Origin of the sequence: Arthrobacter sp. Leaf141 (genome assembly GCF_001424565.1) — a bacterium.
Taxonomy (GTDB): domain Bacteria; phylum Actinomycetota; class Actinomycetes; order Actinomycetales; family Micrococcaceae; genus Arthrobacter.
The window spans coordinates 40,314-58,955 of sequence record NZ_LMOL01000022.1; the positions used below are offsets into that span (position 1 = coordinate 40,314).

Here is an 18,642-nt window from a genome sequence, read left to right on the forward strand (position 1 = left end):
AGGGCCTCCGACCGGACACCCGGCCGGGGGCCCTGCCTGTTTCGCGGCACTGCCACGCAGGTACCGACAGCTGCAACCCAGCCGCCAATCCCGCACCGACCCAACAGCGGCAAACCCCATACCGCCGACCGGCCGGACTGCCCGGCCGGACGCCCGCTGCCCGGCCCGCCCAAGACGTGAGCGCACTCTGCAAGCCAGGTGCCGGCGTCGTTCGCCGCCCCATGCCCGCCGTTCGCCGCACCCCGCCGGCGGCATAACCCGAAAGCCGTCCCGGCAGCCGGATGCATTGGTAAGGTGCCTGCAAGCAACAGTGAACACTCTCAAGGAGGAGACATGGCACCAACACCTGAGCAACGAAGGAATCCATCGCCGGGGGAAGGTGCCGTGGCCACTGACCCGGCCCTGCCCGCCGTCGCCGTGGACGACGCCGTCCTGGAAGCCGAGGACAGGAAGTGGACACCGGCGAAAATCGCCCTGTGGGCCGCCATTGCGCTGCTGGGCGGCGTGGCCTGGTTCATGCTGGCCATTGCGCGCGGCGAAACCGTCAACGCCATCTGGTTCGTCTTCGCCTCCGTCTGCACGTACCTCATCGGCTACCGCTTCTACTCGAAGGTCATCGAGCGCTACCTGACCAAACCTGACGACAAACGCGCCACCCCCGCCGAATATAAGGCTGACGGCAAGGACTACGTCCGGACCGACCGGAACGTCCTGTTCGGGCACCACTTCGCCGCGATCGCCGGCGCGGGCCCGTTGGTGGGGCCGATCATCGCAGCCCAGATGGGCTACCTTCCCGGCACCATCTGGATCATCATCGGCGTGGTCCTTGCCGGCGCAGTCCAGGACTACCTGGTGATGTTCTTCTCCATGCGCCGCGGCGGCCGTTCCCTGGGCCAGATGGCGCGCGAGGAACTTGGTGTGGTGGGCGGCACCGCAGCCCTGGTAGCCACGCTGCTGATCATGGTCATCATCGTGGCCATCCTGGCGCTCGTTGTGGTCAACGCGCTCGGCGAAAGCCCCTGGGGTGTCTTCTCCGTGGGACTGACCATCCCCATTGCGCTGTTTATGGGTGTCTACCTGCGTTACCTGCGGCCCGGCAAAATCATGGAGGTTTCCCTCATCGGGTTTGTCCTGCTGATGGCCGCCATCATCGGCGGCGGCTTTGTGGCCGAGACCGCGTGGGGCGCCGAACTCTTCACCCTGGATAAGGTCACCCTGGCGTGGGGCCTGATCGTCTACGGCTTCATCGCCGCCATCCTCCCGGTCTGGCTGCTGCTTGCCCCCCGCGACTACCTGTCCACCTTTATGAAGATCGGCGTGATCGTGATGCTGGCACTTGCCATCATTGTGGTCCGGCCTGAAATCACCGTGCCGGCGTTCAGCGAGTTCGCCGGCCGCGACAACGGCCCGGTGTTCTCCGGAGCGCTGTTCCCCTTCCTGTTCGTCACCATCGCCTGCGGCGCGCTCTCCGGCTTCCACGCCCTGATTTCCTCCGGCACCACCCCCAAACTGGTGGAGAAGGAACGGCAGACGCGTTTTATTGGCTATGGCGGAATGCTGATGGAATCCTTTGTGGCCATCATGGCCCTGGTGGCTGCCATCTCGATCGACCGCGGCCTGTACTTCGCCATGAACGCCCCGGCCGCGCTGACCGGCGGCACCGTCGAAACTGCCGCCACCTGGGTGAACAGCCTGGGCCTCGCCGGCGTGAACATCACCCCCGATTTCCTGGCCCAGACAGCTGCCAACGTGGGCGAGGAAAGCATCATCTCGCGCACCGGCGGCGCCCCCACCCTCGCAGTGGGCCTGGCCCACATCATGCAGCAGTTCATCGGCGGCACGGCCATGATGTCGTTCTGGTACCACTTCGCCATCATGTTTGAGGCCCTGTTCATCCTGACCGCCGTGGACGCCGGCACCCGCGTTGCCCGCTTTATGCTGCAGGACTCGGTGGGCAACTTCATTCCCAAGTTCAAGGAAGCCTCCTGGCGGCCCGGAGCCTGGCTCTGCACCGCCATCATGGTGGGGGCGTGGGGTGCGGTGCTCCTGATGGGCGTCACGGACCCGTTGGGCGGGATCAATACCCTGTTCCCGCTGTTCGGCATCGCCAACCAGCTGCTGGCCGCCATCGCGTTGTCCGTGTGTCTGGCCATTGTGGCCAAGAAGGGCACGTTCAAGTACCTGTGGATTGTGGCCCTGCCCCTGGCATTCGCCGCCGTCGTCACCATTACGGCGAGCTTCCAGAAGATCTTCTCCGCCACCCCGTCGGTGGGCTACTTCGCCAACAACGCAGCATTCAGCAAGGCGCTGGCGGACGGGAAAACCGAGTTCGGCTCGGCCAAGTCTGTGGCTGCCATGGAGGCAGTGGTCCGCAACACCGGGATCCAGGGCTGGCTGTCGGTGATCTTTGTGGTGCTGAGCATCATCGTGATCGCCACCGCCCTGCTGGCAACCGTAAAGGCCTTCCGGACCCGGGACGCCGCCGGGCGGCCTGAAGGCAACGAGGACCCGGCCGTGCCATCGAAGGTGTTCGCCCCGGCCGGGGTCATCCCCACGGCCGCCGAGCGTGCCCTGCTGGCTGAGTGGGACAAGGTGCCCGCCAGCCAGCGGTTCGAACGGGCGGGACACCACTGATGCCGGCGCCCATGGCGGTCCTGGCCAAAGGCGTCAGGGGCGCTGCCCGCTACCTGGGCAGCGTGATGGGCGCCGACGCTTACACCCGGTACCTGGAACACCACCAGGCTATGGGGCACCAGTCGGCGCCCCTGACAGAGCGGGAGTTCTGGCGTGACCGTACGGACCGCCAGGACGCCAACCCCCAGGGCCGCTGCTGCTGATTGAGCCTGCAGCGGACAACCCCGTCAGGGACGTTCACACGGGGGCCGGGGACGGATCGCTCATGAGAGTATGAACGCATGAGCGATCCGATCCCCGCACAGGCAGCCGAGGACCTACCGGTGGAAGGCACCACCCTTGACGGGGACCGGCCCGGCGACGGCGGGTCCGCTCCGGCGGAACCCGCGCCCGGGGCCGGCGCCCGGACCAAAGGCGGCAACCTGCAGGACCTGGTGGACCAGCCGGCCAAGGTGATGCGGATCGGCACCATGATCCGCCAGCTCCTTGCCGAGGTGAAGTCCGCGCCGCTGGATGACGCCGCACGCGGCAGGCTGGCCGAGATCCACGCCCGCTCCATCAAGGAACTCGAAGACGGGCTGGCGCCCGAGCTGGTGGCGGAACTGGACCGGATCCGGTTGCCCTTTGACGATAACGCCACGCCCTCGGACGCCGAGCTGCGCATCGCCCAGGCCCAGCTCGTGGGCTGGCTGGAAGGCCTGTTCCACGGCATCCAAACCGCCATCGCTGCCCAGCACGCAGCCAGGGAACACTCCGCCCAGCTCCAGCTGCGCCAGCTGCCGCCCGGCACTGTGATTGCCCCCGGGGTAGTAATCGGCGACAACGGCGAACCCCAACGAGCCGGCACCCCGCCGGGATCGCCCGCGCAGCCTGGCCAGCCCAACGATCCGGACCACGGTCCCGGACAGTACCTGTAGGCCAGCTTGGGTTTTTTCAGCGCCGCCAGGCAAGGGCGCAAGGACGACACAGAACTGGGCAAGGGGCTGTGGCGGCGCGCCCACGACCGCTTCCACCGCGGCCTTGACCGGTTCCACCAGGTCCTGGAAGGCGTCGAGGACGACCAGCTGTATGCCGAGCTGGTGGAGGTCGCCAACAGCCTCGCAGCCCTCCTGGACCGCGTCCGGATCATCTGCGTGGAAGCCCAGCGGCGTTCCCCCAGCGAGGGGCTGGACATTCCCGTGGCCCTGTCCGGGGTGCACCGGGCGTTGTCCAAGGCCGGCAATTCCCTGGCCACCACCGCTGAAGCTGCCGCCATGCTGCGGCTGGCCGTTGGCCCGGTTCCGGTCGGGGCAGCCTCTGTGCGGCGCCGGGCCGAATCGGTTTTTGAACAGGTGGCCGACGCCGAGAGGCACCTTCGCGGGGACGCTCCGGCAGCAGGACAGCAGGATATTCCCGGTTAAGCGCCTGGCATAGTCCGGCCGGATTCACCCCTTCAGGCGGCAGCGGTTTGGCAGGATGAGGGCATGACTTCTTCACCAACACTGACTTTCAATGACGGAAACACGATCCCCCAGCTCGGCTATGGCGTGTGGCAGGTTGAGGACGACGTAGCGGAAAAAGTGGTCCGCCAGGCTTTCGAAGCAGGCTTCCGGCACATCGACACCGCGAAGATCTACGGCAATGAAGCCGGCGTGGGCCGCGCCATCGCCTCCTCCGGCATCTCCCCGGAAGAGCTGTTCATCACCACCAAGCTGTGGAACGCGGATCAGGGCTACGAGGAAACGCTGGCCGCTTTCGAAGAGTCCATGGCCCGGCTCGGCCTGGAAACCCTTGACCTGTACCTGATCCACTGGATGCAGCCCAAGCAGGACAAGTACGTTGACACCTGGAAGGCCCTGGTGGAGCTGCAGAAGCGCGGCCGGGTCAAGTCCATCGGTGTCTCCAACTTCACCACGGCCGGGCTGCAGCGCCTGATCGATGAAACCGGCGTGGTTCCGGCCATCCACCAGATCGAACTGCACCCTTACTTCAGCCAGCGCGAACTCCGCGAGTTCGGTGCTGCGAACGGCATCCTCACCCAGGCCTGGTCTCCGCTGGGCCAGGGCGGCGAGCTCCTGGAAGACCCGGCAGTGGCTGCCGTCGCGGCCAAGCACCAGGTCACCCCGGCGCAGGTCGTCATCGCCTGGCACCTGGCGATCGGCAACGTGGTCATCCCCAAGTCCGTCACCGAATCCCGGATCCGCGAGAACTTCGCGGCCCTCGAAGTGGCCCTGGACGCCGGCGACATCGAGGCCCTCAACGGCCTGGACCGCACCGCTGCCGGCGAAGGCCGGATCGGTGCCGACCCGGCCGTTTCCGACTTCGCCTGACCACCACGGCCAGGCACCGGCACGGCCCCCACGCCGGCCGCGTGAAGCCGCCGGAACCCGTACTGCCCGCATGGGCGGTGCGGGTTCCCGCGTTAACCGCGTTGCTGCGGCGCCCCGCTGTGCCCGGCGCTAAGCGGCGAGGCGGACCTGCTCGACGGTGACGGTGTCCACCACGGCCCAGCCGTCCGCACCGGTGCTGTGCCGGTCGGCGAACCGCCGGGCGCCGGCCAAGGTGTCGAAGACTTCAGCCCGGGCGCGGCCGCAGTCGGCGTCAAAGTACGTGACGTGAAATTCCTGAACGGTGTGCGTTTCCATGCTTCAAGTCTGCAACCGGGGTACGACATTCCCCGGGATCAGTCCCGCGTGTTGCCCAGGCGGAGCACCCGTTCCTGCGCCAGCATGGCCGTCCGCTCAGCTTTCGCCGCTGCCCGGGCGGCCTGCTTGGCCTCCGCTGCGCCCGCGGCCAGGGCCTTCCGCTCCGCAGCGAGCTGCTCCTCGGCTGCCTTGAGCCGGCTGCGGAGCTGCCCGGTTTCCGTTTCCAGGTCAGCGACAGTGGCACGCGAGCGTTCCGACTGTTCCAGCAGGTCCGCCGCGAGTTGCGCGGTCCTGGCTTCCTCGGCGCGGGCCCCGGCGAGTGATTCCTTCGCCCGGTCCAGCGCTGGTGCGGAGGCCGCCCGGGGGGTTTGCCGGACCGCCTCGAGCCGCGGCTTGGTGCGGGCCGGGGCTTTGGCGGGTTCCGGCGTCGGGCGCTTCTGCAGTGGTTCGGTGTCCGCGGGTTCGTCGCTGGCGGGTTCTGCCCGCGACGCGGAGGAAACGCCCGCGGGTGCTGTTGCTCCCGGGACTGCAGTGGCGCCGTCAAGGTCCACGGCGTTCACGCCATCTGCCGCGAGGGCCTTGAGGAGCAGGCCGCTGCGTACGGCGCCGGCGGCCCCGGGATCGGCCGTCAGGGCCCGCAGCGTCTCTTCGACGTCCGTGGCCATGGCGCCGCTGATGGTCCTGCCGTGATCAGTGGACACTGTCCGGGCGGTGTCGACCGCGGCTGCCAGGAGGGTGCGGCGCTCCCGGGCAAGCCCGCGGAGGGCCGCCGCGTCGAGGTTCGCCTGCGCGGCCTGCATCCGGTGGCCCAGGTCCGCGAGGCCCGCCAGGACGTCCGGCTTGTCGCGGGCCAGCATGTTCACGGCCCAGGCCGCCACCGATGGTTTGGGCAGCTTCAGGACCGCGGCCCCGAGGGCTTTGTCTCCGGCGGCCGCCGCCTTGGCTGCGGCCGCCCGGACGGCCACGAAGTCGTCCAGGGATGTGCTGTACAGCGTGTCTGCGATGCCGGCCAGCTGGTCGTCGTCCATGCACGCCATCTTAGGCATGCGCGCGGAGTCAGGCCTGCTGGCCGGGGGACCGGATAATGCGGCGGCGGGTCGCCTCGGCAATGGCGGCCGTGCGGTTGTCCACGCCCAGCTTTCCGTAAATGTGGACCAGATGGGTCTTGACCGTGGCCTCTGAGATGAACACCCGCTGCGCCATGGCCCGGTTGGACAGCCCGGTGGCGAGCAGTTCAAGCAGCTCCACCTCACGCCGGGTGAGGGCCATGCCGGGGTTGGTGATCCGGTCCATCAGCAGCGCGGCCACTTTGGGTGCCAGGGCGCTTTGGCCTGCAGCGGCGGCAAGCACCGCCTGCTGGATCTGCTCCGGTGGCGCGTCCTTGAGCATGTAGCCGCTGGCGCCCGCTTCGACGGCGGCAAGGATGTCGGCGTCGGTGTCGTATGTGGTGAGGATAAGGACGGGCGGAGCCGGGTCCAGCAGCCGGATCAGCCGGGTGGCGGTCACACCGTCCATCCCGGCGCCCATCTGCAGGTCCATCAGGACCAGGTCCACTGGATCGCCCAGGACCTGCCGGCGCTGCAGTTCGTCGACGGCGGCCTGCCCGTCCGCGGCTTCGGCCGCCACCAGGATGCCCGCAAAATCGGTGAGCATGGCGCGCAGGCCGGCCCGCACCACGGGGTGGTCGTCCACCAGCAGCACCCGGATGGCGGTCATGGGGTGCCCGGTCCGGGCAACGGCAGCCGGATGGCCACCACGGTGCCCTCCCCGGGCGCCGACTGCAGCTCCAGGGTGCCGTGCAGCGCCGCCACCCGCGCGGCCAGGGAACCCAGGCCAAAGCCCCGCCCGTCCGCTTCGGGGCGCACCTCCGCGACCTGTGCTGCCGGGTCAAAGCCGATGCCGTCGTCGTAAACATCCAACGTGACCTCGTTGCCCAGGAATGCCAGCGTCACCACGGCTGCGGAGGCCTGCGCGTGGGCAGTGACGTTGGCCAGGCTGGCCTGGACCGCCCGGAGCAGTGCCACGGCGTGCGGCGGTGGCAGTTCAACGGGGACACCGTCCAGTTCGAAGCGGCAGCGGAGCACCTTCCCGCGGGCCGCAACTGCGGCTTCCGTGGCCGCGCAGAGCCGGCGCAGGCTGTCCACCAGGGAGGCGTCCCGCAGCTGCGGGGCGGAGAGGCCGCGGACAAAGCTGCGGGCCTCGGCCAGGTTGCCGGCGGCGGTATCCTGAACCACCCGGAGGCGGTCGCGGGCGGTGGTGGTGTCGCCGTCCTGCAAAGACTTCTCCGCGGCCCGGGCCATCAGCACAATGCTGGAAAGCCCCTGGGCCAGGGTGTCGTGGATTTCGCGGGCCAGCCGGGTGCGCTCGGCCAGGACACCGGTGTTGTGCTGGGCAGCTGAGAGTTCCGCCCGGGTCCTGCGGAGTTCGTCGGCGGCCCGGCGCTGGCTTTCCGCCTCCAGGTAGAGGGCCCGGTACGCCAGCCCCGTTACCACCGAAAACGCCGCGCCCAGCGCGGGCCCCAGCACCACCGCCGCATGTGGAACGGGAAGCCCGCCGGCAGCCCACTGGGCGCCGATGACCGCGGCCGTCATCACGGCGATGCCCACCAGTGCAGCCCGCCGGGGCAGCAGGTGCAGGTGCAGGAAAAACAGCGGGAACGCCAGCCAGGAAAAGTCCGCGCTGCCGGCCAGGAGCACGGCCCACAGCACCGTGACCGTCGCCAGCCACGGCAGGCCGTAACGGCGCGGATCGAAGCCCTGGCCGCTGGCCGAGAACCGCTTTTCAAGGATGGTGCCCGCCAGGTAGGCGGCCGCCAGGAGTGCGGCGCCGCCCATCAGGGCCGGCCGCAGCGGGTGGGGATCGCCGGCCAGCAACAGCCTTGCCGCTGCCACGGCCAGCAGGACCGCAAAGCCCACATGCAGGGTGATCCGCAGGACGCGGAGGATGGCTGCCGAAGATCCGCCCTCATGACCTGCCGGCGGCGCGGCAGGGGCGGCGGAACCAGGCGCCGCAGGCGGGCTGGCTGGTTCGGTGGCTGGCATCTGTCCAGCCTATGCGCCGGCGGCAACCAGCGGATCAACCGATCGGTTGAGTCCGGTCTCCACACCATGGGCCGCAGGGATCAACCGCCTGCACGATGGCACGCGGCGTGAACCGGCGGAGAGTTGAAAGGGAAAGCCACCCCGCCCTACCGGAAGAAGTCCAACGTGTTCCTCGCCATCCGCGACATCCGTTTTGCCAAGGGCAGGTTTGCCCTGATGGGCAGCGTGGTCGCTTTGATCACCTTGCTCCTGGTCCTGCTCTCCGGCTTGACAGCAGGCCTGGCCGACCAGTCCACGTCCGCGATCGCCCGGCTGGGCAGCGGCGGCACCGGGACCGTGGACAGGATAGTGTTCGGCGGGCCGGCCGGTGCAGGCGCCAAGGCATCCTTTACCGACAGCGCCGTCACTGCGGACCAGGTGGCACTCTGGCGGGACCAGCCAGGCGTCGAGGCCGCCCAAGCGGTGGGGATCAGCCAGTCCCGCGTGCAGGCCACCGGCCCGGACGGGGCGGTCACGGCCACCGCGAACGTCGCAGTCTTCGGGGTAGCGCCCGACGGCGGCCTGGCGCCTGGCCCGGTCACGGCAGGTACCGCTGTGCTCGGCTCGGGGGTCGCGGACGACCTGTCGCTGTCCGTCGGCGACCCGGTCACCGTCGGCGGCATGGAACTGTCCGTCGCCGCCGTTGTGGCCGACCAGTGGTACTCCCATACCAGCGTCGTGTGGGTGGACCTGCCCGTCTGGGCTTCGCTGGCCCATGTATCCGGGCCTGCCCAGGCCGGCACCGTGGCCGCCGTCACGCTCGGGCCGGCCGGCGCGGACGAAGCGGCGGCCAACGCAGCTGCCGGCACCGTCAGTGCCACCCGCACAGGCTCGTTCCAGGCTTTGGGTTCGTTCCGGAGCGAGAACGGATCGCTGATGTTGATGCAGGGGTTCCTGTACGGCATCTCCGCGCTGGTCATTGTGGCGTTCCTGACCGTGTGGACCATCCAGCGGACCCGGGACATCGCGGTGCTGAAGGCCTTGGGTGCCGGCAGCGGCTACATCCTGCGGGACGCCATGGCGCAGGCGGCGCTGGTCCTGGTGGCCGGCGCGGCCGTTGGTGGTGGTGCCGGCGTTGTTGGCGGCCTGCTCGCCGGCCAGGCGGCGCCGTTCCTGGTCTCACCCGTCACCACCCTGGTACCCGTGCTCGGCATTGTGTGCCTGGGCCTGGCCGGCGCAGCGCTGGCGGTACGCCGCGTCGCCGGGGTTGACCCATTGCTTGCCCTCGGTGGCAACTGACCTGCCCCGCCATAATGCCGCAGCCAACTCAGCCTGCACGCCATCTCCAGCCATCAGAAGGATTTAACCCATGTCAGCCAACTCCGATTCCGCGCCGCTGTCCCTCGTCAACGCCACCCTTGAGTATCCGGATGGGGAAGGCATCGTCACGGCCCTCGACGGCGTCCACCTCACCGTGCAGGCCGGCCGGATGATGTCCCTGGTGGGTCCGTCCGGATCCGGAAAGTCCAGCCTGCTCGCCGTTGCCGCGACCCTGGTCCGGCCCACGTCCGGGCTGGTGCTGATAGCCGGCACCGACGCCGGCGGACTGGGGCAGCGGGAGCTCAGTGCCCTGCGGCGGGAAACCATCGGGATCATCTTCCAACAGCCGAACCTTCTGGCGTCCCTGACCGCCGTCGAACAGCTTATTATCGGCGCCCACCTGCGGGGTGCACCGCTCCGGGATGCGGGCGCCAAGGCTAAGGAGCTGCTGTCACTGGTGGGCCTGGCGGACTGCGCCGGCAAGCGTCCGCACCAGCTGTCAGGCGGGCAGCGCCAGCGCGTCAATATTGCGCGCGCGTTGATGGGGAAACCCAGGATCCTGCTGGTGGATGAACCCACGGCAGCCCTGGACCACGACAGAAGCCGGGAAATCGTGCAACTGCTGCGTCGCATCACCGACGAGTTCCAGGTGGCAACCGTGATGGTTACGCACGACACCGAGTTTGTGCCGCTGACCGATGACGTGGCCACCATGCGCGATGGCCGGCTGGGGCTTGCCGTACGCACCGGCTGATGTCCCGGGCGGTCAGCGCCGGAGCTTGGCTTCCGCCAGCGCCGTCTGCAGCTCCCGCCAGGCACCGGTGGACCAGAGCGCCCACACCACCAGCGCCGGCTGGAAAAACAGCCGGATCAGGCGGCTCCGGTCCGAATCCAGTCCGAACCCGTCAGTGCCGGTCGCGTACTGGGAGATGTTGCCGGGAAAAATGGCTATAAAGAAGGCGGCGGCCACCAGCCCCACCGGAACCCGGCGCCGCCGCAGGACGATCAACGCCGCCCCCAGGCTTACCTCCACAACGCCGGATGCCAGCACCACAAAGTCCTTGTCCGCGGGGAACCACGGCGGAACCTGCGCCTGGAATTCCTGCCGCGCAAACGTAAGGTGGCTGATGCCGGCAAAGACCAGCGCACCGCCCAGGGCCACGGCGCCGATAAGTCGCGGGGCGGAGATTTTCCCGGCCGGTCGCGTGAGGAGCCCGGCCAGTGCAGTTCGCAGAGATGACATTACTGAACGGTAACATCAGGAGCTCCCGGTTCCTGCAACGGAGGATGGGGCGCGGTGCCCACCGGGGATGATCCAATGGGTGCGGGGACGCGCCACAAAGGGTGCGCCGCCGTCACGGTGCGGGCAGCCCCGCAGCGCGTGGCCCGAGCGAGGAACGAGGAATCGACATGTCCCTGAAGGACACCCTGAAAGCCGATGTTGTCACCCATATGAAGAATGGGAACAAGACGGCGCTGACCACCGTCCGCAACGTGCTGGGCGAGATTGAGACGCGGGAAAAATCCGGCAAGACCCCCGTTGAGCTCGACGACCTGCAGGTCACGGCCCTGCTGCAGAAGGAAGCTGCCAAGCGCCGGGACACCGCAGCCATCTACGCCGCGGCCGGCGAGGACGGGCGCGCCGCAGCGGAAATCTCAGAGGCGGACATCATCGAGGCGTACCTGCCCCAGGCGCTGACGCGCGAAGATGCCGAAGCCATCGTGGACGAGGTAGTCGCCGGGCTTAAGGCCGACGGCCACGAGTTGACGGTCCGGTCCATGGGAACGGTGATGAAATCAGTCACGCCCCGCATTGCGGGCCGGTTCGACGGCAAGGCAGTCAGCGAGATCGTGCGCGCACGGTTGGCCCAAGTGCAGCGTTAACCAGCAAAAAACCCCGTACAGTCGCAGATTTCCGCGACGATACGGGGTTTTTCCCGAGCTTCCTATCAGAATCGAACTGATGACCTTTTCATTACGAGTGAAACGCTCTACCGACTGAGCTAAGGAAGCACCGCACGAACTTTCCGGCGAACCGGGCGCTTCATGCAAGAGTCAACTGTAATGGAGTCCCGGCGCCCGGGTCAAAATGGCCGGCGCCTCAACATACGGTGTTGTCGGCCGGCACCTGGCCGCTCAGCAGGTAACGGTCCACGGCGTCCTCCAGGCAGCTGTTCGACCGGCCGTAGGCGGTGTGCCCTTCGCCTTCCCAGGTCATCAGCGCGGCGTTGCCCAGCTGCCTGCGGAGGGACCCGGCCCATTCCACCGGCGTCGCGGGGTCTCCCGTGGTGCCGATGACCACAATCGGGGACCCGCCGGTGTACTCCACCAGCGCCGGGGTGCGGATGTTGCCGTATGGCCAGTCCGTGCAGTTGGTGCCGCCGTAAGCGAAGAAGTAGCCGAAAGTGGGGGACTCCTGCATCAGGCGCTGCTGCTCGGCCCGCATGGCGGCGGGATCGGTGACCATGGGGTAGTCCAGGCAGTTGATGGCGTTGAAGGCAAACGTGGAGTTGGACGAATAGGTGCCGTTGGCAGTGCGGTCCGCGCCGAGGTCGGCCAGCCGCAGCACCAGGCTTACATCGCCCGACGTGGCCGCTTCCAGGGCCTGCGTGAGGGCCGGCCAGCTTTGGTCGTTGTACAGCGGGGTAATCAGGCCGCTCACAAACATGTTGGCGTTAACCAGCCGGCCGTCCTTTGCCGTCCGCGGGGTCTGCTGCACGGCGGCAATGAGGTCCCGGATCTGCTGGACCCCGGAATCAACGTCGCCGCTCAGCGGACAGCCGTCCTGGCGGAGGCAGCTGGCAACGTAGGCGCGGATGGCCTTTTCAAAGGCCTTCGCCTGGCCGCTGGTCAGCTCCTCGTTGCTGATGGACGGATCCAGGGCTCCATCGAGCACCATCCGGCCCACGTTGTCCGGGAACAGCGAGGCGTAGGTGGAGCCCAGGAACGTTCCGTAGGAGTAGCCAACGTAGTTGAGCTTCGCGTCATTCACCACGGCGCGGAGGATGTCCATGTCCTTGGCGGAACTGACGGTGTCAAGGTGCGCCATCACGGGGCCGGTCTGCTCCGCGCACCGGGCGGCGATGGCCTTGTTGTCGGCCAGTGCGGCGGCCAGGCCGGCGTCGGTCTCCAGGTCGTAGATTTTGGCCCGTGCCTCGTCCCGCTCGGCATCGTTCAGGCAGGTGACTGGCGCTGAGCGTTTGACGCCGCGCGGGTCGAAGCCCACCAGGTCGAAAGCGTCCCGGACGGTGGTGGGGAACTGGGTCCCGGCCGCGTCCTTGACGAAGTCGTACCCGGAGGCGCCGGGTCCGCCGGGGTTGACCAGGAGGCTGCCGGTTTTGGTGCCCGTGGCAGGTGCCCGCAGCGCCGCAATCTGGATGGTTTCACCGTCCGGATCCGCGTAGTCCTCGGGAACAGTGACCCTGGCGCACTGGAATTCCTGCTCGCAGGGCTCCCAGACCACTTCCTGGGCGTAGAAGTCCGCCAGGCCTTCCGGCGCCGAGGCGACGATGGAGGGATCGGCCTTGGCTGTGGCGGCTTCCTGGTTCCCGCTGCCATTAACCAGCGTGCAGGAGGCCAGTACCAGCGAGAGGGCCAGGGCGCCGGCGGCACGGAACGCCACGGCAAGGGGTCGGGCGCGTGCGGGCAGGTGGCGGGCAGTCATCGGGTCTCCTTGGAGGTCTCAGATCAGGCTGGCTGCCATGGACTCTATGGCCAACAGCGGTGCAACGTTGGTGGTGGTGATGCGTTCGCGGGCTTTATTGATGGCATCCATCCGGGCCAGGGTGGCTTCGGGAGCTGACCGCCGGGCGAACTCTTCGAGCTCACTGCGCAGTTCAATGTTCACCAGCTCCACAGCGTTCCCCAGCTGGATAATCAGCACATCGCGGTAAAACGACAGCAGGTCAGTCAGGGTCCGGTCCAGGGAGTCTGTGATGGACCGCTTGGCCCGCCGTTTCTGATCGTCTTCGAGCTGTTTGACCTGGCTCCGCATGGCCGGCGGCAACGTCCCTGACTCGGGGGCACCGAGCGTGGCCAGCAACGCAATCTTCTCCGCGGCGTCGCGCTCCTCGTTGGAACTGTTCGCTTCCGCGGTGGCGATCTTCACCAGTTTATCCGCCATCATCACCGCCGCGGTAACACCGCGGAGTCCCAACGGGAAACGCACCGTCTCCAGCCGGCGTTCCCGGGCGGCCGGGTCGCGGGCCAGCCGGCGCGCGATGCCCACATGGCTTTGCGCGGCGCGGGCGGCCCGTTCCGCGAGTCCGGGCTCCACCCCGTCGCGTTTGACCAGCAGCGCAGCAACGTCTGCAGCCGGCGGAAGCCTCAGGGCGACGCTGCGGCACCGGGACCGGATGGTCACCAGCACATCGGCGGGGGAGGGGGCACACAGCATCCATACGGTCCGCGGCGTTGGTTCCTCGATGGCCTTGAGCAGCACGTTGGTGGTGCGCTCGGCCATCCGGTCGGCGTCCTCCACCACGATGATCCGCCACCGCCCGGACGAGGGACGGTTACCGGCGGTGGCCACCAGGTCCCTGGCCTCGTCGATGGTGATGGTCACCTTTTCCGTCCGGACGAAGGTGACGTCGGAGTGGGTCTCGCCCAGGATGGTGCGGCAGGCGGGGCAGTGCCCGCAGCCCCGGAGCGCCACATCCTCCTGGTCGCAGTTCAGGGCCGCCGCAAACGCCCGCGCCGCGTTGGAGCGGCCGGAGCCGGGCGGTCCCGTAAAAAGCCAGGCGTGGGTCAGGCTGTCGCCGCTGGCCGCCTGGCGCAGTTGTTCGACGACGGCGGGCTGGCCCTGCAGGTCATCCCAGACGGTCACGGCAGATCACCTGGGCCGACGTCGGCCGGAAGGGAAGCAGCTGGAAGGGAAGCGGCCGGGTGGGAAACCTCGGGAAGGGAAGCGGCGGGAGGGGAAGCGGCGGGAGGGGAAGCGGCCGGCTGGGAAGGCGCGGGGAGGCCGGCAGGGGTTGCTGCGCCGCCGGCCAGCAGCGCCTCCACCCGCTCCAGGATCCGCGCGGCGAGGTCCGCCACGGACAGGTGCGCCGGGAGCACCAGGTAGGTTCCGGGCCGGGCGCCGGCCAGGGCAAGGAATGCGTCGCGGATCCGGGAGTGGAACTCATCCGCCTCGGATTCGAGCCGGTCCTCGGCAGCTTCGCCGGCTGTGCGGCGGCGGCGGCCCATGGCCGGGTCAACATCCAGCAGGACGGTCAGGTCCGGTTGCAGGCCCGAGGTGGCCCACTCGTTCAGGGTCCGGACGGCGTCCTGGCCCAGGTTCCGGCCGGCACCCTGGTACGCCACGGAGGAGTCGATATACCGGTCGGTCAGGACAACCGTGCCGCGCTCCAGTGCCGGCCTGATCACCTGGCCGGCGTGTGCCGCGCGGGATGCCGCGAAGATGAGCGCCTCGGTGTGGGCGTCGATGTGGCCGTGGCCATGGTCCAGGACCAGCGAGCGGAGCTTTTCGCCAATGGGAGTCCCGCCGGGCTCGCGGGTGCGCAGCACTGTCAGCCCGCGGGATTCCAGTGATTCAGCCAGCCGGGCTGCCTGCGTGGACTTGCCGGCACCATCGCCGCCTTCAAACGCGATGAATAGGCCGGCCGTTAGTGTGCTCACCGCACCAGCCTACCGATCCCGGCCCGCAATCCCCGATTGGGGCGCCGCGCTGGGGATAACCGCCCGGCGCCCGGCGGGCGGCCCTGCTTTCCGCCCGCTCCCTGCCGGACAGTACGCTTTTTCGCATGAGCCTTTCTGAACAGCAGGCAGCCGCCCTGTCCCCGGACACCTTGGTGGTGGCTGCCGGACGCCCGCCGCGGGAGCGCGACCAGCCCGTCAACCCGCCCCTGGTCCTCTCCTCCACCTATTTCGGTACGGGCCCGCTGGCCGACGGCGACCGCGGCTACGGCCGGTACTCGAACCCCACCTGGGACCCCTTCGAGGAGGCACTGGGCCAGCTCGAAGGCTCGGACCTGCCCGGGCTGCTCTACGCGTCCGGCCTGGCAGCCGTCAGCTCCGCGTTGTCGCTGATCCCCGCAGGAGGAGTACTGGTGATGCCCACCCACAGCTACTCCGGCACCCTGGTGATGGCAGCCGAACTGGCGCAGAAGGGCTTCATCGAGCTCCGCACCGTGGACATCGCGGATACTGCGGCCGTGATCGAAGCCCTGGCCCCGGCCGGTCCGGATGGCCGCCAGGCCAGCATGCTGTGGCTGGAGAGCCCCACCAACCCGATGCTCGGCATCGCCGAAGTCTCCGTCCTGGCCGAAGCCGCCCACCGGGCCGGTGCCATGGTGGTGACGGACAACACCTTTTCCACGCCCTTGGGGCAGCAGCCCCTGAAACTGGGTTCCGACGTCGTCCTCCACTCGGTGACCAAATACCTGGCCGGCCATTCGGACGTTGTCCTCGGCGCCCTGGTGACCGCCAACCCCGAAATCCGGGCCGCGTTGCTCCACCACCGGATCATCCACGGCGGCATCGCCGGGCCGTTCGAAGCCTGGCTTGCCCTGCGTGGCCTGCGCACCCTGGCGCTCCGGGTGGAGCGGTCCCAGGCGTCCGCCCAGATCCTCGCGGAGCAGCTCAGCGCCCACCCGCGGATCGAATCCGTCCGGTTCCCAGGCCTGGCCACGGATCCGGGCCACGAACGGGCCAGGAGCCAGATGAACGGTTTCGGGTCCATTGTCTGCATCCAGGTGGCCCCCGTGGCAGGGCTCACGGGCGCCGAAGCCGCCGATGCGCTGGTCAGGGGGCTGGAGCTGTGGCTGCCCGCAACCTCGCTGGGCGGGGTGGAATCCCTGATCGAGCGGCGCCGCCGGCACGCCGCGGAGCCGGCCAGTGTTCCGGAGAACCTGGTCCGGCTCAGCGTCGGTGTGGAGAACGCCGCAGACCTCTGGGCCGATTTGCAGCAGGCGCTGGACCGGTTGGGACGCTAGGCTGGGTCCGTGGACGGTGAACTGATTATTGTGCCCGTAGAACGGGCAGTGTTCTTTATCCTGGCGCTGGTGGCGCTGGGACTCGAGCTGTGGGCCGTGGTGGACTGCGCCCGGCACCGCGCGAACGCCTTCGAGGCCACCGGAAAGCGGACCAAGCCCTTCTGGCTCGCCCTCACCGGAGGCGCAGCCCTGGTGGGAGTGATCTCCCTGTTCGGCAGCGGCGGTGGGATCTTCGGCACCCTAGGCCTCTTCGGCCTTGCGGCAGTGGTGGCAGCGTCCGTGTACCTCGCCGACGTCCGGCCCGCCGTCAAGGACGCAGGCCGCGGCGGCAGCCGCAACATGGGCCCCTACGGCCCCTGGTGACCCGCCGGTTGGACGGGTAGCGGCGCCACCGCCGCCCAACCGACCGTCAGCTCACCCAGCCGCCACCGCGCCGGCCCGTCCTGGACCGGCCAGCCGCCGGCGCGGAGCCGCCGGCACATGCCCAGCCAGCGTTGCCGGTTGCCAAATGACGCCAGCGCAGCGCTCTCCAGCCAGGCCCGGTCCATGGCCTGCAACAGAGCGTGGACCGGCTCGCCGGGCACGTTGCGGTGGATCAGCGCCTTGGGCAGCCGCTCCGCCACGTCCGAAGGCATCGCGAAGCTGCCGAACCGGACGGAGAAGCTCAGCGACACCGGCTCCCGGGCGTCCAGGGCAATCCAGGACGCCCGGCGGCCGATCTCATCGCAGGTCCCGTCGATGAACAGCCCCTCCGGCGCGAGCCGGTCCTGCACCAGCCGCCACAGCCCGGCCACGTCCGCTTCCTCATACTGGCGCAGCACGTTGAACGCACGGACCAGGACCGGCCGGCCGGGGACAGGCAGTTCAAAACCGCCCACGTGGAAGCTCAGCCCCGGCCGCTGCAGGGGGAGCGCCGCCCGGACCCGATCGGGCTCAATCTCGATGCCGCAGACCCGCACGTCAGGCCTGGCGACCGCCAGCCGCTCATAGAGTTCGACGGCGGTGGCCGGCGTTGCGCCGTAGCCCAGGTCAACCACCAGGGGCTCAGCCGCGGACCGGAGGCGCCACGCCTGCGGCCCGGTGAGCCAGCGGTCCACCCGGCGCATCCGGTTGGGGTTGGTGGTGCCGCGGGTGACGTTTCCCACCGGACCGCCCTGCCGGCGGGGGACACCCCTGCCGGAAATCTGCGGGGCAACCACCCGTTCAGCCTTTTGCACCACGGCCCCACTTTATCCCGGGGCGGGTTACGCAGGGTGCCGTGTAACGCAGGGCGGGCGGCAACCCCGCTCGGTTAGGATAAAAATCATGACTTACAAGCTGATTCTGCTGCGCCACGGCCACAGCGAATGGAACGCCAAGAACCTGTTCACCGGCTGGGTGGATGTCGACCTGAACGAGCAGGGCCTCAAGGAGGCGGTCCGCGGCGGCGAGCTGCTGGTGGAGCACAACGTCCTGCCGGACGTCCTTTACACCTCCCGGCTGAAGCGGGCCATCAACACCGCCAACCTGGCACTGGAAAAGGCCGACCGTGGCTGGATCGACGTCAAGCGCGACTGGCGCCTCAACGAGCGCCACTACGGCGCGCTGCAGGGCAAGGACAAGGCCCAGACCCTCGCCGAATACGGCGAGGAGCAGTTTATGGAATGGCGCCGGTCCTACGACACCCCGCCGCCGCCCCTGGCCGACGACTCCGAGTTCTCCCAGGTGGGCGATCCCCGTTACGCGGACATCGGCGACGCCGTGCCCCGCACCGAATGCCTCAAGGACGTCCTGGTCCGGCTGCTGCCCTACTGGGAGTCGGACATCAAGGAAGACCTCAAGGCCGGTAAAACGGTCCTGGTCACCGCGCACGGCAACTCGCTGCGGGCCCTGGTCAAGCACCTGGACGGCATCAGCGACGACGCCATCGCCGGCCTGAACATCCCCACCGGCATCCCGCTGGTATACGACCTCGACGAGGACTTCAAGCCCGTCAAGGCCGGCGGTACCTACCTGGACCCGGACGCCGCGGCGGCAGCCATCCAGGCCGTGGCGAACCAGGGCAAAAAGTAGGACTTCAGGACGTACGACGGCGGGCCGGTGACCTTGGAAATCCAAGGTCACCGGCCC

At 68.7% G+C, this 18,642-nt stretch carries 20 protein-coding genes and 1 tRNA gene; 11 read left to right on the plus strand and 10 right to left on the minus strand.

Annotated elements, in window-relative coordinates; genetic code table 11:
• Positions 1 to 333 precede the first annotated feature (333 nt).
• The 5 genes from ASF72_RS14880 (at position 334) to ASF72_RS14900 (ending at position 4,943) form a co-directional block, all read left to right on the plus strand.
• Entirely contained in the window at positions 334 to 2,634 is a 2,301-nt protein-coding gene (locus tag ASF72_RS14880; RefSeq protein ID WP_056600210.1) for a carbon starvation CstA family protein, read from the plus strand.
• The gene (locus ASF72_RS14885) at positions 2,634 to 2,837 is read left to right on the plus strand and encodes a YbdD/YjiX family protein (protein WP_050686142.1); all 204 of its coding nucleotides are present in this window, start codon (positions 2,634 to 2,636) and stop codon (positions 2,835 to 2,837) included. Before ASF72_RS14880 ends, ASF72_RS14885 begins: the two co-directional genes overlap by 1 nt.
• Before the next feature lie 78 nt (positions 2,838 to 2,915).
• Positions 2,916 to 3,551, plus strand: coding sequence for a bacterial proteasome activator family protein (locus tag ASF72_RS14890; protein ID WP_050686144.1), 636 nt, complete (start codon positions 2,916 to 2,918; stop codon positions 3,549 to 3,551).
• A gap of 6 nt (positions 3,552 to 3,557) precedes the next feature.
• Complete coding sequence (locus tag ASF72_RS14895) at positions 3,558 to 4,034, plus strand: hypothetical protein (protein ID WP_050686146.1); 477 nt, start codon at positions 3,558 to 3,560, stop codon at positions 4,032 to 4,034.
• A gap of 63 nt (positions 4,035 to 4,097) precedes the next feature.
• Positions 4,098 to 4,943 carry an aldo/keto reductase gene (locus ASF72_RS14900; RefSeq protein ID WP_050686147.1) on the plus strand — a complete coding sequence of 282 codons (846 nt, stop codon included), beginning with the start codon at positions 4,098 to 4,100 and terminating at the stop codon, positions 4,941 to 4,943.
• Between the two features lie 129 nt (positions 4,944 to 5,072).
• Here ASF72_RS14900 and ASF72_RS14905 read toward each other — a convergent pair whose 3' ends face one another.
• From ASF72_RS14905 to ASF72_RS14920, 4 genes are read right to left on the minus strand one after another with little or no spacing between them, the layout of a single operon-like run.
• Complete coding sequence (locus ASF72_RS14905; RefSeq protein ID WP_050686148.1) at positions 5,073 to 5,258, minus strand: hypothetical protein; 186 nt, start codon at positions 5,256 to 5,258, stop codon at positions 5,073 to 5,075.
• A gap of 38 nt (positions 5,259 to 5,296) precedes the next feature.
• A complete protein-coding gene (locus tag ASF72_RS14910; RefSeq protein WP_056600212.1) occupies positions 5,297 to 6,286 on the minus strand; it encodes a hypothetical protein in 990 nt (329 codons plus the stop codon).
• 28 nt (positions 6,287 to 6,314) lie between these two features.
• Positions 6,315 to 6,974, minus strand: a complete 660-nt coding sequence (locus ASF72_RS14915) for a response regulator transcription factor (RefSeq protein WP_056600215.1) — start codon at positions 6,972 to 6,974, stop codon at positions 6,315 to 6,317.
• Positions 6,971 to 8,299 (minus strand): sensor histidine kinase, encoded by a 1,329-nt coding sequence (locus ASF72_RS14920; RefSeq protein WP_082484312.1) that lies wholly within the window; start codon positions 8,297 to 8,299, stop codon positions 6,971 to 6,973. The genes ASF72_RS14915 and ASF72_RS14920 overlap by 4 nt, the downstream gene beginning before the upstream one ends.
• Before the next feature lie 165 nt (positions 8,300 to 8,464).
• Here ASF72_RS14920 and ASF72_RS14925 point away from each other — a divergent pair, with 165 nt between their 5' ends.
• Positions 8,465 to 9,577 carry an ABC transporter permease gene (locus ASF72_RS14925; RefSeq protein ID WP_056600259.1) on the plus strand — a complete coding sequence of 371 codons (1,113 nt, stop codon included), beginning with the start codon at positions 8,465 to 8,467 and terminating at the stop codon, positions 9,575 to 9,577.
• Between the two features lie 70 nt (positions 9,578 to 9,647).
• Positions 9,648 to 10,352 (plus strand): ABC transporter ATP-binding protein, encoded by a 705-nt coding sequence (locus tag ASF72_RS14930; protein ID WP_056600218.1) that lies wholly within the window; start codon positions 9,648 to 9,650, stop codon positions 10,350 to 10,352.
• 12 nt (positions 10,353 to 10,364) lie between these two features.
• On the opposite strand, the gene ASF72_RS14935 is transcribed toward ASF72_RS14930, so the two are convergent.
• On the minus strand, positions 10,365 to 10,841 hold the full coding sequence (locus ASF72_RS14935; RefSeq protein WP_200933664.1) for a DoxX family protein: 477 nt from the start codon (positions 10,839 to 10,841) through the stop codon (positions 10,365 to 10,367).
• A gap of 167 nt (positions 10,842 to 11,008) precedes the next feature.
• Between ASF72_RS14935 and ASF72_RS14940 the strand changes: the two genes are divergently transcribed.
• Complete coding sequence (locus ASF72_RS14940; protein ID WP_056600222.1) at positions 11,009 to 11,482, plus strand: GatB/YqeY domain-containing protein; 474 nt, start codon at positions 11,009 to 11,011, stop codon at positions 11,480 to 11,482.
• A gap of 56 nt (positions 11,483 to 11,538) precedes the next feature.
• Here ASF72_RS14940 and ASF72_RS14945 read toward each other — a convergent pair.
• The 4 genes from ASF72_RS14945 to tmk form a co-directional block, all read right to left on the minus strand.
• Positions 11,539 to 11,611: transfer RNA gene (locus tag ASF72_RS14945), tRNA-Thr, on the minus strand.
• 88 nt (positions 11,612 to 11,699) lie between these two features.
• Positions 11,700 to 13,262, minus strand: coding sequence for an alpha/beta hydrolase (locus ASF72_RS14950; RefSeq protein ID WP_056600225.1), 1,563 nt, complete (start codon positions 13,260 to 13,262; stop codon positions 11,700 to 11,702).
• Between the two features lie 18 nt (positions 13,263 to 13,280).
• Positions 13,281 to 14,423 carry a DNA polymerase III subunit delta' gene (locus ASF72_RS14955; protein ID WP_056600228.1) on the minus strand — a complete coding sequence of 381 codons (1,143 nt, stop codon included), beginning with the start codon at positions 14,421 to 14,423 and terminating at the stop codon, positions 13,281 to 13,283.
• Positions 14,420 to 15,217: a dTMP kinase gene (tmk, locus tag ASF72_RS14960; protein ID WP_082484314.1), complete on the minus strand. Its 798-nt coding sequence runs from the start codon at positions 15,215 to 15,217 to the stop codon at positions 14,420 to 14,422. Before tmk ends, ASF72_RS14955 begins: the two co-directional genes overlap by 4 nt.
• A gap of 125 nt (positions 15,218 to 15,342) precedes the next feature.
• Here tmk and ASF72_RS14965 point away from each other — a divergent pair, with 125 nt between their 5' ends.
• Positions 15,343 to 16,533: a trans-sulfuration enzyme family protein gene (locus tag ASF72_RS14965; protein WP_056600229.1), complete on the plus strand. Its 1,191-nt coding sequence runs from the start codon at positions 15,343 to 15,345 to the stop codon at positions 16,531 to 16,533.
• 9 nt (positions 16,534 to 16,542) lie between these two features.
• On the plus strand, positions 16,543 to 16,896 hold the full coding sequence (locus tag ASF72_RS14970; RefSeq protein WP_050686158.1) for a DUF2516 family protein: 354 nt from the start codon (positions 16,543 to 16,545) through the stop codon (positions 16,894 to 16,896).
• On the opposite strand, the gene ASF72_RS14975 is transcribed toward ASF72_RS14970, so the two are convergent.
• The gene (locus tag ASF72_RS14975) at positions 16,881 to 17,753 is read right to left on the minus strand and encodes a class I SAM-dependent methyltransferase (protein WP_197273578.1); all 873 of its coding nucleotides are present in this window, start codon (positions 17,751 to 17,753) and stop codon (positions 16,881 to 16,883) included. The two genes, ASF72_RS14970 and ASF72_RS14975, sit on opposite strands and share 16 nt — an antisense overlap.
• Before the next feature lie 85 nt (positions 17,754 to 17,838).
• Between ASF72_RS14975 and ASF72_RS14980 the strand changes: the two genes are divergently transcribed.
• Entirely contained in the window at positions 17,839 to 18,585 is a 747-nt protein-coding gene (locus ASF72_RS14980) for a phosphoglyceromutase (RefSeq protein WP_050686160.1), read from the plus strand.
• Positions 18,586 to 18,642 lie beyond the last annotated feature (57 nt).